The organism is Bradyrhizobium erythrophlei, assembly GCF_900129505.1.
GTDB classification, from domain to species: Bacteria; Pseudomonadota; Alphaproteobacteria; order Rhizobiales; family Xanthobacteraceae; genus Bradyrhizobium; species Bradyrhizobium erythrophlei_D.
This window is the reverse complement of the sequence record NZ_LT670818.1, coordinates 5,074,446-5,088,522: the sequence shown is the minus strand read 5'-3', so window position 1 is coordinate 5,088,522 and position 14,077 is coordinate 5,074,446. Positions and strand designations below refer to the sequence as shown.

At 60.9% G+C, this 14,077-nt stretch carries 14 protein-coding genes and 2 pseudogenes; 2 read left to right on the top strand and 14 right to left on the bottom strand.

Annotated features, from left to right (window positions below; translation table 11 throughout):
- Positions 1–162 precede the first annotated feature (162 nt).
- The 5 genes from B5525_RS23530 to B5525_RS23510 are packed head-to-tail and all read right to left on the bottom strand — an operon-like array spanning position 163 to position 5,069.
- Positions 163–1,287, bottom strand: a complete 1,125-nt coding sequence (locus B5525_RS23530) for an FAD-dependent monooxygenase (protein ID WP_079568142.1) — start codon at positions 1,285–1,287, stop codon at positions 163–165.
- 57 nt (positions 1,288–1,344) lie between these two features.
- Positions 1,345–1,797, bottom strand: a complete 453-nt coding sequence (locus tag B5525_RS23525) for a hypothetical protein (RefSeq protein ID WP_079568141.1) — start codon at positions 1,795–1,797, stop codon at positions 1,345–1,347.
- A 37-nt stretch (positions 1,798–1,834) separates the two neighbouring features.
- Positions 1,835–3,493: a cation/acetate symporter ActP gene (actP, locus tag B5525_RS23520; RefSeq protein WP_079568140.1), complete on the bottom strand. Its 1,659-nt coding sequence runs from the start codon at positions 3,491–3,493 to the stop codon at positions 1,835–1,837.
- Positions 3,490–3,789: a DUF485 domain-containing protein gene (locus tag B5525_RS23515; RefSeq protein WP_079568139.1), complete on the bottom strand. Its 300-nt coding sequence runs from the start codon at positions 3,787–3,789 to the stop codon at positions 3,490–3,492. Before B5525_RS23515 ends, actP begins: the two co-directional genes overlap by 4 nt.
- A 29-nt stretch (positions 3,790–3,818) precedes the next feature.
- Positions 3,819–5,069: an FAD binding domain-containing protein gene (locus B5525_RS23510; RefSeq protein ID WP_079568138.1), complete on the bottom strand. Its 1,251-nt coding sequence runs from the start codon at positions 5,067–5,069 to the stop codon at positions 3,819–3,821.
- 216 nt (positions 5,070–5,285) lie between these two features.
- Here B5525_RS23510 and B5525_RS23505 point away from each other — a divergent pair, with 216 nt between their 5' ends.
- The gene (locus tag B5525_RS23505; RefSeq protein WP_172899950.1) at positions 5,286–5,993 is read left to right on the top strand and encodes a TetR/AcrR family transcriptional regulator; all 708 of its coding nucleotides are present in this window, start codon (positions 5,286–5,288) and stop codon (positions 5,991–5,993) included.
- An 11-nt stretch (positions 5,994–6,004) separates the two neighbouring features.
- On the opposite strand, the pseudogene B5525_RS46510 reads toward B5525_RS23505, so the two are convergent.
- From B5525_RS46510 to B5525_RS23475, 7 genes and pseudogenes are all read right to left on the bottom strand, one after another.
- Positions 6,005–6,130: pseudogene (locus tag B5525_RS46510) on the bottom strand (LysR family transcriptional regulator); the annotation flags it as partial.
- A gap of 1,050 nt (positions 6,131–7,180) precedes the next feature.
- Positions 7,181–8,399, bottom strand: a pseudogene (hemA, locus tag B5525_RS23500) (5-aminolevulinate synthase).
- Positions 8,396–8,833, bottom strand: a complete 438-nt coding sequence (locus tag B5525_RS23495) for a DUF983 domain-containing protein (protein WP_079568137.1) — start codon at positions 8,831–8,833, stop codon at positions 8,396–8,398. The pseudogene hemA and the gene B5525_RS23495 overlap by 4 nt, the downstream one beginning before the upstream one ends.
- Positions 8,834–9,093: 260 nt before the next feature.
- On the bottom strand, positions 9,094–9,813 hold the full coding sequence (locus B5525_RS23490) for a hypothetical protein (protein WP_079568136.1): 720 nt from the start codon (positions 9,811–9,813) through the stop codon (positions 9,094–9,096).
- Entirely contained in the window at positions 9,810–10,436 is a 627-nt protein-coding gene (locus tag B5525_RS23485; RefSeq protein WP_079568135.1) for a flavin reductase family protein, read from the bottom strand. The genes B5525_RS23490 and B5525_RS23485 overlap by 4 nt, the downstream gene beginning before the upstream one ends.
- A 108-nt stretch (positions 10,437–10,544) precedes the next feature.
- Positions 10,545–10,805: a hypothetical protein gene (locus B5525_RS23480; RefSeq protein WP_154073384.1), complete on the bottom strand. Its 261-nt coding sequence runs from the start codon at positions 10,803–10,805 to the stop codon at positions 10,545–10,547.
- A gap of 48 nt (positions 10,806–10,853) precedes the next feature.
- Complete coding sequence (locus B5525_RS23475; protein WP_079568133.1) at positions 10,854–11,693, bottom strand: SDR family NAD(P)-dependent oxidoreductase; 840 nt, start codon at positions 11,691–11,693, stop codon at positions 10,854–10,856.
- 98 nt (positions 11,694–11,791) lie between these two features.
- On the opposite strand from B5525_RS23475, the gene B5525_RS23470 reads away from it, so the two are divergent.
- Entirely contained in the window at positions 11,792–12,688 is an 897-nt protein-coding gene (locus tag B5525_RS23470; protein ID WP_079568132.1) for a LysR family transcriptional regulator, read from the top strand.
- 191 nt (positions 12,689–12,879) lie between these two features.
- Here B5525_RS23470 and B5525_RS23465 read toward each other — a convergent pair whose 3' ends face one another.
- A complete protein-coding gene (locus B5525_RS23465; RefSeq protein WP_425305322.1) occupies positions 12,880–13,698 on the bottom strand; it encodes an FAD-binding protein in 819 nt (272 codons plus the stop codon).
- 114 nt (positions 13,699–13,812) lie between these two features.
- A complete protein-coding gene (locus tag B5525_RS23460; RefSeq protein ID WP_079568130.1) occupies positions 13,813–14,016 on the bottom strand; it encodes a hypothetical protein in 204 nt (67 codons plus the stop codon).
- Positions 14,017–14,077: the final 61 nt, after the last annotated feature.

Below are 14,077 nucleotides of genomic sequence, written 5' to 3'. Positions count from 1 at the left end.
CGCAGCGGACGTTTATCGCTGTTCTTCTGAACTGGCGCGCCGGCGCCGTTACCATAACTCGGAACGTCAAAAGCCACGAAGCTCGAGTGGTCGACGAACGGCCGCTTTGCGCCAGAAGCGGTCGTCCGCGGAGTAGGCGACGCCGACCTTCCAACGGGAAACTTAGATGAATGACGCCCCGAGTCGGCGTCCATACGCTGCGATCTCGTTGCCTGCCGACCGCCGGGTCGCATCATACGCGGCAAGCGCAGTAGCGAGGTCGTCCGCCTGAGCAAGCGCATAGCTCAGCGCAAGCGCGTCGCCCGCTGCCTTGGAAACCCCCATCGCCGTGTGGGGGCGAACCACGAAGGCGGCATCGCCAAGCAATGCAATGCGCGTGGTCACCATTATCGGCGCGGCATAGTCGAATATGGCCTGGATGAAAGGTGATCTTTCAGCAGAGACGGCAGTGGCAAATTGCGGTGGAAGAGTTTGTTCGGCAACCCTGACGAGATCGTCGCGCGCCGCGTCCGGCATAGCACCTGCTGGGAGCGAGTACTGATGGACATGTCCGGAGGCGTCAGTTAACTCGCGCGCGAGCGAGCCATCCGCATCCGACAGTGTCCGATACCAAACCCAATTGTATCGACGACGGCCTGCCTCAAGAGAGCCATCGGGACCGGCAACCAGGTATCCAAGTATGTGGGACCGATGCATATTGAAGAATGCAAAGCGCTCGCGCAGCGTTTCTGCCGCTGAATTCGGCAAGTCGACCTCCGGGTAAAGACCGCGCCACGCCGCGTATCCCGCGTATACCGGCGCAGCAGCATCACCTGCGACTGCCCTGCGCACAATCGACCCGACTCCGTCGACGCCAATCACGAGGTCGGCCTCTACGGTAATGCCGTCCGAAAACGTCAAATAGGCCGCGCCGCCATGCTCGCTGGCAGACACGACCTCCCGCCCCTGCAGATAGTTTCGGTCCGGAAGTCGCTCACGGAAGCTTCGGAACAAGATGTCCCATGAGATTTGCATCTGGGGCGTTTCATGACGCTCAACGATCTGACCGCCCTGGTCGAGAAAAATTCGCTCGCGTGCGACGACACCAATTCGCGCGACATGCTCGCAACCAACGGCTCTCAGGATCGCAAATATCTCACGCTGGCCGACGAGACCCGCGCCACGGCCTTCCAAACCGTGCTTCGACCGCTCGAAGACCGTCACCTCGTGGCCTGCGGCGTGAAGCAGGGCTGCCGCGAAGAGGCCGCCGAGCGAGCCACCTGCAATTGCGATTTTGAGGGAGTGCATTGGAGCGAACTGCCTATTCAGTGAAGCCGAGTTTCGTTTTGGCAGAAAGCGGGACGTTTACATGCGCCGCGTCCCGGCAGGCTGAGAATCTGACCGGGGATCGGTGACGGCGTTAATTTCCAACGGCTCGTTCGCACTGTCGATAAACTCGACAGTGGTGAACCACAAATCGGTATCACCGACGTTTTCAAGATCATGGATCTTGTATTCACCTGCGCCATACACGAAGTGACGCGTGTCGCCCGCCGCGTAGGTCGCCTCGATAACGGAGCCATCCTGCGTATGCGACCGGGCCCGGCCAGGGGTGACGGCAGTCCAGAAATAGTCGAGCACGTGCCGATGAAATCCGATCCGCTCACCCGGAGCGAGCCGAATTTCCCAGACGCGCACGCGATCGGTTTCGGACAAGAGCCGAGTGCCGACGTGACCATTGAGTTGATTTGCCTCGAACTCCTTGCGAATGGTGTTGGGCCAGGCCGACGCGGCCTTCTCGATCGCAATAGCGGTCATCACCGTTCTCCTTGTTCTAAGTTGTCCATTGATGGCTCTATTCGATACCCAGTCCGGTCTGTGCGCGAACATGCTGCGCACCGAATGATGCGCGGACTACCGCGGCAGCGGTGCTGCGATCCAGCACCGACACGGCCCAAGACACCGCGAACGCGAGCGGCACGGAGACCAGCGCCGGATTGTCGTAGGGAAATGGCGCAGGCCCAAACTTGAGGGTCGCTGTCCACACTCCGGGACTGAGAGCGACGAGGCCCACCGAACTGAGCAAACCTGCGAGCGATCCACTTACTGCTCCCCTGGTCGTCAGATCCGGCCACACGATCGACAGGAGGATGACAGGAAAGTTGGCGCTCGCTGCGATTGCAAACACCAGTCCGACCATGAATGCGATATTCTGGTTCTCGAACACGACGCCGAGACCCATCGCGAGAAGGCTGATCGCAACGACGGCAGCCTTCGACACGAGCACTTCCTCGCGCTCGCTCGCACGACCTCTGCGGATCACTCGGGCGTAGAGATCGTGGCTGGCAGCGGATGCACCGGCGAGCGTCAAGCCGGATACGACGGCAAGAATAGTCGCAAACGCGACTGCCGAGATAAATCCGAGCAGGAGTGACCCGCCGACCGCATCTGCCAGGTGCAAGGCAACCATGTTGACGCCCCCTATCAGCCCACCCCCAGCATCACTGAACTGAGGATTCGCCGAGACCAGCGCAATGGCGCCGAAGCCGAGAACGAACAGCAGACTGTAGAACACTGATATGAATCCGGTCGCGACCAGCACTGATGTGCGGGCGTCGCGCGCGTTGCGCACTGTGAAGAAGCGCATGAGTATGTGCGGAAGCCCGGCGGTGCCGAAAATCAGGGCAAGCCCAAGCGACATCGCCGATATCGGATCCTTAACGAGACCGCCCGGCGCCATGATCGCAGCAGCTTTCGGGTGCAACGTCACCGCCTCCCGAAACAGCGCCTCAAGGCTGAACCCGAAATGCCATAGAATCAGGAACGACATCAGGGCAGAGCCAGACATGAGGAGTACAGCCTTGATGATCTGCACCCACGTCGTGGCGAGCATGCCTCCGAACGTCACGTACACCATCATCAGCCCGCCCACGATGCCGACCGCATAGACATACGGCAGCCCGAATAACAACTGGATGAGCTTCCCTGCGCCCACCATCTGGGCGATCAAGTAGAAGACGACGATCACCAGGGTATTTACTCCCGCAATCGCCCTAACGGGGACTTCGGACAATCGATAGGCCACCACGTCGGCAAAGGTATAGCGGCCGAGATTGCGAAGCGGCTCCGCGATCAGGAACAGGATCATTGGGAAGCCGACTAGGAAGCCGATGGCATAAATCATGCCGTCATAGCCCGAAGTGTAGACGAGCGCAGTAACCCCCAGGAAAGTCGCGGCCGAAGTGTAGTCGCCGGCAATCGCGAGCCCGTTCTGGAATCCCTTAAGACCGCCTCCCGCGGCATAAAAATCCTTTGCCGTACTCGTACCTTGCCTCGCGGCCCAAAAAGTCACGCCAAGGCTGACGACGACGAAGCCCAGGAACATAATGATCGCCGTGACGTTCAACGACTGCCTCGTACCGAGTGCGGACGTCAGTGCATCCGCTCTCGCCGGATCAGAAAGAATGGCGAACGCGGTTGCGAGCAGTGGACCGCAAGTCTGTCGCGAGATCATTGTACTTCCTCCAGAAGACGTTGGCTGAGATGATCGAAGCGGGAGTTCGCCCGCCCGACGTAGACGGCTGTCAGCACGAACCCAAGCGCGATGAGTCCTACGCCGATCAGAAATCCCCAGGTGATGACCGTTCCGTTCCACAGCGGAAGTCCGAGCAATCGCGGCCAGAACGCGATGGTGAGGATGTAGCTGAAGTAGGCAGCAGCCATGCCGATCGACATGCCGGCGCCGAAGCGTGTGCGCTCGTTCGCAAGTTGCCTGAACGCAGGAAGATCTTGGATCTGTAGCGGGTCCATTGGTGTACCTCCCTCTCTGCTTAGGCCGCTTAGGCGGCGATTCCGGTTGCTACGGCCGTTTCGGCCATCACGGCCTCAGGGATGCGATGCCGTTCTGCCGTCGCCCGTTCTTCGGGAGTGGCGATCTGCGCCTGCATGTATGAGCCGAGGTGGCGGGCGCGCCTGACGACGGCGGCCCCGAAAGGAATTCGCGCCGACTCGAACTGTGCGAGCGCAGCCTGCAGATTGGTCGGATGTGTCTGCAATGCATCGACCAATGCCATCGTATCGGCCGCGGCCTTGGTCACTCCCATGCCAACATGAGGTCTTGCCACGAAAGCGGCATCCCCGAGGATCACCGTCCTCGCTCCGAACACCATACGCGGCGTATCGAGGTCGAGGATCGCCTGTATGAACGGTTGCGACGTCAGCCGAACGACCTCAGCGAACTGGGGCGCGAGCAATCGCTCTGCATCGCGACGCATTACTGCGAATATCTCGGCTCGAATCTTTGTCGGGGGGATCGACAGTTCGTGTCGGACGCCGTCCATGTCGGTAAGCATGTCAGCCAACCGATGATCGGCATCGGCGGGGCGGTACCATACGAAATTAAATCGGCGCTGACCAACGCCCGTTTCTTCGTTGGCCCCGGCAACGGGATAGCCGAGCATCTGCTCGCCGGGCGGCAAGCTGAAGGCGAACCAATCGCATAGTTCGGCGCGTACCCGCGGCGACAGGTCCTGCTCGTTGACAAGCCCGCGCCACGCGACGTATCCGGCATAGACAGGGCGAACATTGGGCGCGCACTGCGCCCGCACCGTGGAGAAGATTCCATCTGCGCCTATCAGCAGATCTCCGGATGCCTGCGTGCCATCGGCGAACCGCGCGACAACCCGATCGCTATGTTCCGTCACTTCGACGAGGTTCTGGCCGTGGTGATAGCAATTGGCCGGAATCGCCTCCTTCAACATACCGTACAGGCGGCCCCATGACGTGAGAACCTGCGGCAGCGCGAGTTCGCCCGCGACCCGCCCATCGCGGTCCAATACGCGCCGACCGGGCACGCTGACCCCTAGGGCCGCCGCTGCGGTATCGATGCCGGCCCTGGCCAACACATCGAATAGTTCCCTATGGGTAACGATACCTGCGCCTCGGCCGGCCAATTCCGCACCGATGCGCTCATACACGTCCACCTGCCACCCCGCCCGCCGCAACAGCAGTGCGGCGAAAAGGCCGGCCATCGAACCGCCGATCACCACCGCCCTTGGCTCAGTACGCGCCTTCCCGCGACCATTGTTCATGAGCTCTCCTCCCTTTCGGCTGTTCGCCGAATCCGCTCGAGACGCGCTTATTTATCGCTTGATCAATTATGGCAATGTCATTGCGCTAAGTCAACGATTATTTATCAATTGATAAATACAGTATGGGAACTGCCCCTTTCCAACAGCGAGGCCCTCTCTTGGGGCAAAATCCGTTGCTTGGATCGATTGAGCAAAATTAGGCGATTGGATGTACAAATGCCGAAAGCGTCCACTCCAACCGAAGAATCAGTCGTGAAACCATCCGCCAAAGCCCGTCCGCGAAGTGCAACCAGAGGGCCACCACGACTCGATCCGACCCAACGCGAGGCCATCATCACGCGAGAAGCTGTTGCGTTTTTCGCCGAATGCGGGTTCGAAGGGCAAACCCGCGAACTCGCGAAGCGGCTGCGGATCACCCAACCCCTGCTCTACCGATACTTTCCCACGAAGGAAGCGCTTATCGAGCGCGTCTATCAGGAAGTCTTCGTCGGCCGCTGGAAGGCGTCGTGGGGAAAGCTGATCACGGACCGAGCCGAACCATTGAAGTCAAGGCTTACCCAATTCTATCGCGAGTACGCGGAAGCAATCCTCACTTATGAGTGGATCCGCCTGTTCATGTTCGCGGGCCTCAAGGATCTTGGATTGAATGCCCGCTACCTAAAAATGTTACGCGAACGCGTCTTTGAGAAGGTGATCGTAGAGATCCGAGCCGAATACGGCCGTCCTCCTATCGCCCAACTTCCAATCACCGTTTTGGAAATTGAGATGGTGTGGGGTCTTCACGCGGCGATTTTCTACTTGGGTGTTCGCCAGTTCATCTACGGGATGCCTCTGGAAGCGGACGTGAACTCGATCATCGACGCTAAGGTAACGACCTTTCTCAGTGGCATCCGGTGCATCCTGCCGGCGAAATCGAGAGTTTGATTTGGCCGGTTTTAAGCGTCCATCGTGCTTGACCGGCCGATGGCTGCTTCGGGACCCGCACTGAAACGCTCGACGAGAAAATCGATGAACAAACGTACCTTGACGGCGAGATGGCGCGTCGGAGGGTAGATCGCATAGCCGACAAGCAAATAACAAAGCGAATAGCCCGGACTTTTCCGCTGTTAGCACTTGGCTGACGTCGAAGGGCCGCTTTGAAAGCTGCCTTTGAGAATCTCCGCGCGGCGCGACTGCGCCCTTAGCCGCGGTCGTCCCTTTCGCAGTCCGTGCCGGGCTTCGGAAAATAGCTCTTGGCGAGGTCCTCAGAACGACGCTTCGTGGCCTGCCTCAACCCGGGCCTCGACGATCTGCAGAGGAGAGCTATTGCCTCTGGAGCCTACGTCGTGGCAGATTACGGCCACCCTTGGGGCTACACCCGGGGGCTACACCGGCAAACCCGGGCGTGCAGAAAGGCCTTATTCTACGGGGCTTTCTCGAAGCCATTTTATGGTGGCGGAGAGGGAGGGATTCTCGTTACGGTTGCAAAATTCTCGTCTAAAATCAGAGATTTGAGAGCACAGCCCTCTCACCCCCGAGCGCCATAGTGGTGATAGAGTGCAAGATCATCCATCGTCGCGGCTTTCTTGTGTGAGTCTTTCCATAAGCGGCCCCTTACGATGAGGACGCGAACGCAGCTCTTTTGAGGGCAGCGATAGTCGGCAGTTGCGATCTGCAGACACCCGACCTACGGTTTAGGAAACCTTTTCCAGCTAAACAATTTCAATAGCTTCGGTTCATCATGTTGCAGATGTGTTGCATCGACCGGCCCGTCGCGGGACTTGCCTGAATGAGACCCGAACTTGCCGCCAGTACGCCCCGCGCGTCTCCCGCCCTGTCACCGCGATCTCCGGCGGCCGCGCCGACTCGAGACCCGGACGAACGTGAGACGTGATTCCACTTTGAGCAACGTCTCAATGTTGGCAATTTGGGTCGGCCAGGTACTCCACCGTGGTGCTCCACCGTCATTTTTCCAGCGTTTGAGAATGCTCCCGTTTCTGAGGGACTTCTGCGCTGCCCGAAATCGATGGCGGAGAGGTAGGGCTTCGCAGCCCAATCCCAAGCGGACATTCCGCCGGACCAGCACTTCTCGGAAGCTCCTCTTCACTCCACGTAGCTGAATTGCGATCAGCTCATTCTGCTGCGAGCGTGGGATATCGAAGTCGCAACCCGAGGGCCCCCAAACGTCGGCCAGCGCTTCAGCAAGCACGTCGATCAGCCCGTCATCGTGATAGGGCGTCGGCGTGATGCGCAGCCGTTCGGTACCGCGCGGGACGGTCGGATAGTTGATCGGCCGGACATAGATGCCGTGCTCGGCGAGCAGGAGATCGCTTGCTTCCTTGCACGTTTCCGGATCACCCACCATAACAGGTACAATGTGCGTCTCGCTGGGCATCACCGGCAGGCCTGCAGCCTTGAGCACGGCCTTGACCCGCGCCGCGCGTTCCTGATGGCGGTCGCGCTCCCATTGCGAGGTCTTGAGGTGCCGGATCGCTGCGGTCGCGCCGGCGCAGACCGCCGGCGGCAGCGCGGTGGTGAAGATGAAGCCCGGCGCGTAGGAACGCACGGCGTCGATGATGTCGGCACTTGCGGCGATGTAGCCGCCGAGACAACCGAAGGCCTTCGCCAGCGTGCCCTCGACCACGTCAATGCGGTGCAAGGCCCCTTCCCGCGCGGCGATGCCGGCGCCGGCCGGGCCGTACATGCCCGCCGAATGGACCTCGTCGATATAGGTCATGGCGCCGTAACGTTCCGCCAAGTCGCAGATTTGGCTCACGGGTGCGACATCGCCATCCATCGAGTAGAGCGCCTCGAACACGATCAGCTTGGGCCGCTCGGGTGCCTCGGCCGCGAGCACTTCTTCGAGGTGGTCGACATCGTTATGCCGCCAGATTTTCTTATCCACGCCGGCGCGCCGCACGCCTTCGATCATCGAATTGTGGTTCCATGCGTCCGAGCGGATCACGCAGTTCGGCAGCAGCTTGGCGATCGTCGCAATACCCGTCTCGTTGGACACATAGCCTGAGGTGAAAACCAGCGCCGCTTCCTTGCCGTGCAGATCGGCGAGCTCACGCTCCAATTCAACCAACGGATGGTTGGTGCCGGAAATATTGCGCGTTCCGCCGGCGCCTGCGCCCATCCGGGTCGCTGTTTCCACCATCGCACCGATCACCTTCGGATGCTGGCCCATCCCAAGGTAATCGTTCGGGCACCAGATCACGACCTGGCGCGGGAATGCCATGTTGCGTGCGGAAAGCGACCGGCGAGGCGCTCGAGATCCGCAAACACACGGTAGCGTCGTTCCTGATGCAGGCGGGCAAGCGCGGCGGAAAAGAAATGGTCATAGGTCATGGAGCAATGCCCTCAGCTGCTTTGTCGCCAAAGCCGTGCATGCGCAGCGCCCATTGCAGTCCGACGACCGCGCCTTTCACCGGTTGGAGCAGGGCCAGCGACATCAGCGCCGTCAGCGGCAAATAGATCGCAAGCTGCAGCCACACCGGGGGCGAGTAGTCGGTTTCGATCAACAGCGCGGCAGGAACCACGATATGCCCGACGATGGCGATCACGAGATAGGCCGGCAGATCGTCAGCGCGATGCGGCGTAAAATCAAGCCCGCACACAGAGCAGCGGTTGTCGACCTTCAGAAAGGCGCCGAACAACCTGCTTTCGCCGCAGCGCGGGCAACGGCCGCAAAATCCTCGCTTCAAGGAAGACCCTAGATCGCGTTTTTCTACCGCGCCGGCTTCGCGGCTCCAGATTTTGTCGGTCGGGCTCATGGTCTGCATGACTTGGCTCTCTTCGAGTTGCTAAACATGATCCAACAGCCCTGAGGAGGGAGCGGCCGGTCCTCCGGGGGGAAAGGACCGGCCGCAGTAAGCCGCGGCGAAGGGAGGGGCGCCGGGGCCAAGCACTTGCGAAGCTGTCCGCCTCCGCGAGGCAATTTGGTATCCGACAAGGAGCGTCGGTGCGAGTGAAGCAATGCAAATCTTGGCAAATCGTGGCGAAGGCTTATCCCTGTGCATTGACCACATTCCCTGAGAGCCGCCTAAGAAAAGGCGATCTCGCTGATGTCGATCGATACCATCAGCATATCCAGGATTGGACGCCGGTCGGGGCCGCGCGTATAGGCGCGGCGCTTGCTCGGCAGGCGAATGCCGTTGGCCTCGGTATATTCCAGCATCAGTTGCGCGGCCGGGAAGCCACCGGCGATATTGACACTGTAGTCGTGGCGGCGGAGCTCGAATTTGTCGTCAAAGAAGAAATCCTGAACCTGGCAATGCGTCTCTATCGAGCCAGGAAAATAGACACGCAGCACCCGCCACGTCTCCTTGCCTTCTTGCCAAGGCGCGGTCTCCTCGACGCGGACGCCATCCATCGCAAAGGCAAAGGGCGTTGCAAGGTACGTCCACAACGCTTCGCCGTTGAAATAGGCGCGATGCAGAGGGTCCCAGGGCGTGTGCATCTGGTGCCCGGCAAACGAATCCCTGGGCATGCGCCGCTCGGCAACGACCGTGCCGTCGAGCTTCTCGATTGCGATGCGATCGGGGGTGAATATGGTGCGTTGATCCGCAGCGCCATAAGGCGTGACTGACGACCGCTCCTCGTGAAGCCATACGGTCATGCGCCGGGGATTGGCATCCTGCAGGACGCCTTTCAACGCAAAGAAGCCGCCGCCACTGACAATGGTGGCCTCAACATTGTTGTAGCTGCGCCAGCGCTCAAGGCCGCCGTGCGCGTCCAGAACCTTCGTCAATAGCCCGTTCATGGCTTTCCTTTCCAATCCTCGAGCGCGATCGCCGGCATTTCGAAACGCTCGCGCGTGCGCGTGTACCAGCCGCCTTCCATGCGGCCGATCAGGTCAAGCTTTTCGGCATCCACATGCTGGCGTGCCGCATCGGTCACGGCTACATCTCGGACATGCACCATCAGGATCTTGCCGAGCACTAGACTGAAGCTGCCGAGCGCGATTTCCTGCATGAAGGTGCATTCCATCGAGACCGGCGCTTCGGCGATGCGGGGAACTCCGACCCGCGCGGAGGGCACCAGCGACAGCCCGGCTTCCTTCGGCTCTTCGACGCCCTTGGGAAACGCGATCGACGTGATGCGCATCTGCTCGGCCAGCGCGAACGGCACCAGATTGACGATGAATTGCTCGTTAGCGCGAATGTTGGCGCGGGTGTCCTTTGGCTCAGCCGGTCTCTTGCTGCCGATGCCAATACCGAGGGTCGCGGGGTCGCTGCCGAAGACATTGAAGAACGAGAACGGCGCGGCGTTGATTGCGTCGGCGATACCACGCGTCGTGACCCACGCGATCGGTCGGGGCAAAACCGTCGCCAGCAGCAATCTGTAGCGTTCGAGCCCGCTCATCTTTTCGAAATCGAATTGCACGGCTTCCTCCGATCCTCAGGTTGCCTGGTTGATCCGGTCGGCGCTAAAACGCGATGGGATCATGTTGAATCACCCTCGCGCTCTGAGTCTTTGTTTGCGCACTAGTCGTCAGCTTTGTGGTTTGCTTCCGGAAGACCGCTTGTGCGCCGTCAAGATCAGTATCTGATTGGGCAAGGCAGGCATGCCACCCAGCGTCAGCGCGGGGACGGAGGGAGCCTCCTGAACATGTGCCGCGCCCAGCACGGAAACCTGGTGCGCGGTGATCGGAAAGCCCGCCGTTTCATAAGTCGGACGCTCGGCAGCGGTAGCCACATCAATTCCATTCGCGATGGCGAGGGTAGCGGCGGCAAACAGCACTAGACGTTTCATGGCTAAATCTCCTCTGGTTCTACTTTCCTTGGGTTACGGTGATTGAAGTTACTTCGCGGACGCTACGGCAGCATTTGGCGTGGCGGCTTTCGCTCCGACGCTGTATCGGGGAGCCGGGACAGCGCTCGAGAGCTTGCCGGACATCGCGCGGCGCGCGGCCTCGTATGTGTCCCAGTCGGCCTTGTCGGCGAGCGCGGGAATGGTGACGACCTCGCCCTGGTCGAGACCGGTCAGTGCGGCGTCGACCATGTCGGCGGCGGACATCACGATCGCGGCCGGAAGATGGTGCAGCGGCACACCGGCGGCGTCCCAGAAGTCTGTCGCGGTCGCGCCTGGCAGCACGGCCTGGACGCGCACGCCCTTGTCGGCGAGCTCGTGGTGCAGCGAGAGCGAGAAAGCCAGCACGTAGGCTTTGCTGCCACCGTAAACGCCATTGAGCGTTTCGGGAGAGATCGCGACGATCGACGAGATGTTGATGATGGTGCCGAAGCCGCGTGCGACGAAGCGTGGCGCCGCCGCATAGGTCAAACGGGTCAGCGCGCCGACATTGAGGCGGATCATGTCGTCCATCTTCTCCACGTCGGCATTGAGCAACGGCGCCGTGGCCCCGACGCCGGCATTATTGACCAGCAGCGTGATGTCTGGGTTCGTGCGCAGGATCGCTTCGACCCTAGCTAGATCCGGCTTGGCGTTCAGGTCGGCTGCGACCGTATCAACGGAGCGGCCGGTCGAATTTCTCAGGCGTTGGGCCAGGCCGGCAAGACGGGTCTTGTCGCGGGCGACCAGGATCAGGTCGTAACCACGTTTGGCCAGACGGTCGGCATAGATTGCTCCGATGCCGGCGGATGCGCCGGTGATGAGGGCAGTGCCTTTGGTTGTGGTGCTCATGGACGTTCTCCTTTGCTGGGCCAGAGCTACGTCCTTCCGAAATGTGGCGCTATACGGTAAAGTTGAGAGCTATCTTTCCATGAAATGGAAGAGGGCCCATGGATCGCCTGGAGTCGATGTCCACCTTCCTGGCCGTGGTCGAGACCGGCAGCCTGTCGGCTGCGGCGCGGCAGCTGAAAACGCCGCTCGCAACGGTCAGCCGCAAGGTCTCCGAGCTCGAGTCCCATCTGCGGACGAAGCTGTTCAACCGGTCGAGCCGCAAGCTGGTCCTGACCGATGCAGGCAGCTCCTATTTTGCAGCGTGTAAACGAATTCTAGCTGATGTGACCGAAGCCGAGCGCGCCGCATCCGGCGAATATTCTGCTCCGACCGGAGAGTTGATCATAACCGCTCCGGTCGGGCTCGGCCGCGCTTACCTCATCCCGATCCTCGCGGATTTCCTCAAGGCCTACCCGGATATCAAGGCGAGCTTGCTCCTCGCCGACCGCGTGCAGAGTTTGTTTCAGGAGCAGATCGACCTCGGCTTACGCATCGGTTCGCTGCCTGACAGCAGCCTGATTGCGGTCCGCGTCGGCACGTCACGTCGCGTAGTTTGCGCCAGTCCGGCCTACCTCGCAGTCCACGGCACACCGCGCACGCCGGACGATCTCGCTGGGCATGACTGCATCACCTATGCCGGATTCATGTCGCCCGATGTCTGGACATTCTTCAAGGACAAGGCGGCCGTGGCGGTGCCCGTACGCGCACGGCTCGTGGTCGGCAGCGCAGAAGCCGCCTGTGACGCCGCCTGCGCCGGCATTGGAATTACCTCGGCTTTCGCTTATCACTTTCAGACAGCCCTGAAGCGCGGAGATCTTACGACCCTGCTCGATCAATTCCAGCCGGAACCGCTGCCGGTCAATCTCGTCTACGCGGCGAACCGGTTTCTGCCGATCAAGGTCCGTGCTTTCCTCGACTTTGCGGCGCCGAGGTTGAAGGCCGTCTTTGCGGAGTAACAGCCGCTTACGATTTAGGTGGGAACGGCGCTATCTGGCGCAAAGATCTGCCTGCAGAGGTTCATCGCGTTGATCGTCGTTTCCCGTGATCCACGTCGATTGAGTCCCGCAAGACATGGGCGATGCTCCAGGTGGAGATCTCGACCAGACGCATCCCTATCAACTCGATTGGCGTAACGCCTACTAGCGGACTAGTACACCCGTTCTTTCGGCGGGATGGTCGCCACTTCATTGGTGAGCGGCTGCAGATGCACGGGCCGATAGTCGAGCCGCACGCGCCCGTCCTCTTCAAGCCATGACAGCGTGTGCATGAGCCAACTCTCGTCGTTGCGTTTGGGAAAGTCCTCCCGCGCATGGGCACCGCGGCTTTCCGTACGACCGATGGCGGAACGAATGCTGACGCTCGCCTGCGCCAGCATGTTGTCGAGTTCGAGTGCCTCAGTCAGATCGGTGTTGAAGGTCATCGAACGGTCGGCTATGGCGAGATCGTTGCGCATCATGGCTATGACCTCATCCAGCTTGGTCGCGCCCTCATCCAGGAGTGAACCGGTGCGGAACACCGCGCAGTGGCGCTGCATGGTCCGCTGCATCGCGAGTCGGATCGCGTCGGCCCCGATCCTGCCTTTGGCGAACCGGATGCGATCGAGCCGGGCGATGGCACGCTCGGTCGCCGTGTGCGGCGCCGGCGCGTGGCCCTCGCCGGCCTTGACTGATTCCGTCGCACGGTGCGCCGCGGCGCGCCCGAACACGATCAGGTCGAGCAGCGAGTTAGAGCCAAGCCGGTTGGCGCCGTGGACGAAGACGCAGGCAGTTTCGCCGATCGCCATCAACCCCGGCACCACTGCGTCGGGATCGCCATCGCGCTTGGTGATCGCTTCGCCGTGCAGATTGGTCGGCACGCCGCCCATGTTGTAGTGCACGGTCGGCAGCACCGGAATCGGCTGTCGCGTCACGTCCACACCGGCGAAGATCCGTGCGGTCTCGCTGATGCCCGGCAAGCGCTCGTGCAGGATGGCGGCGCCGAGATGCTCCAGGTGCAGCTCGATATAGTCCTTGCCTGGGCCACAGCCGCGACCCTCAACCCGCCGGCAGAGCCTGACTGAGCTCGGCCGCAGCTATCTCGATCACTGCCGGCACGTGCCAACCGTCGCAGCGCAGACATTGATCTTGGCAGCGATCTCCTTGTTGTTGAGCCCGCTCGATGCCGCCAGCACAATGCGCGCCCGCTCCGCCAGAGCCTGCGGCGCGCCGTGCTTGCGCGTCAGAGCCGTCAGCTCGCGCTTCTCCACATCATCGAGTACGATCGCGACAGCTCGCCCCTTGGCCATTCTCGCCTCCTCGTCTAAAGGTCAGCAAGAATGTAACTGATTTGTCGATCAGAACACTAGT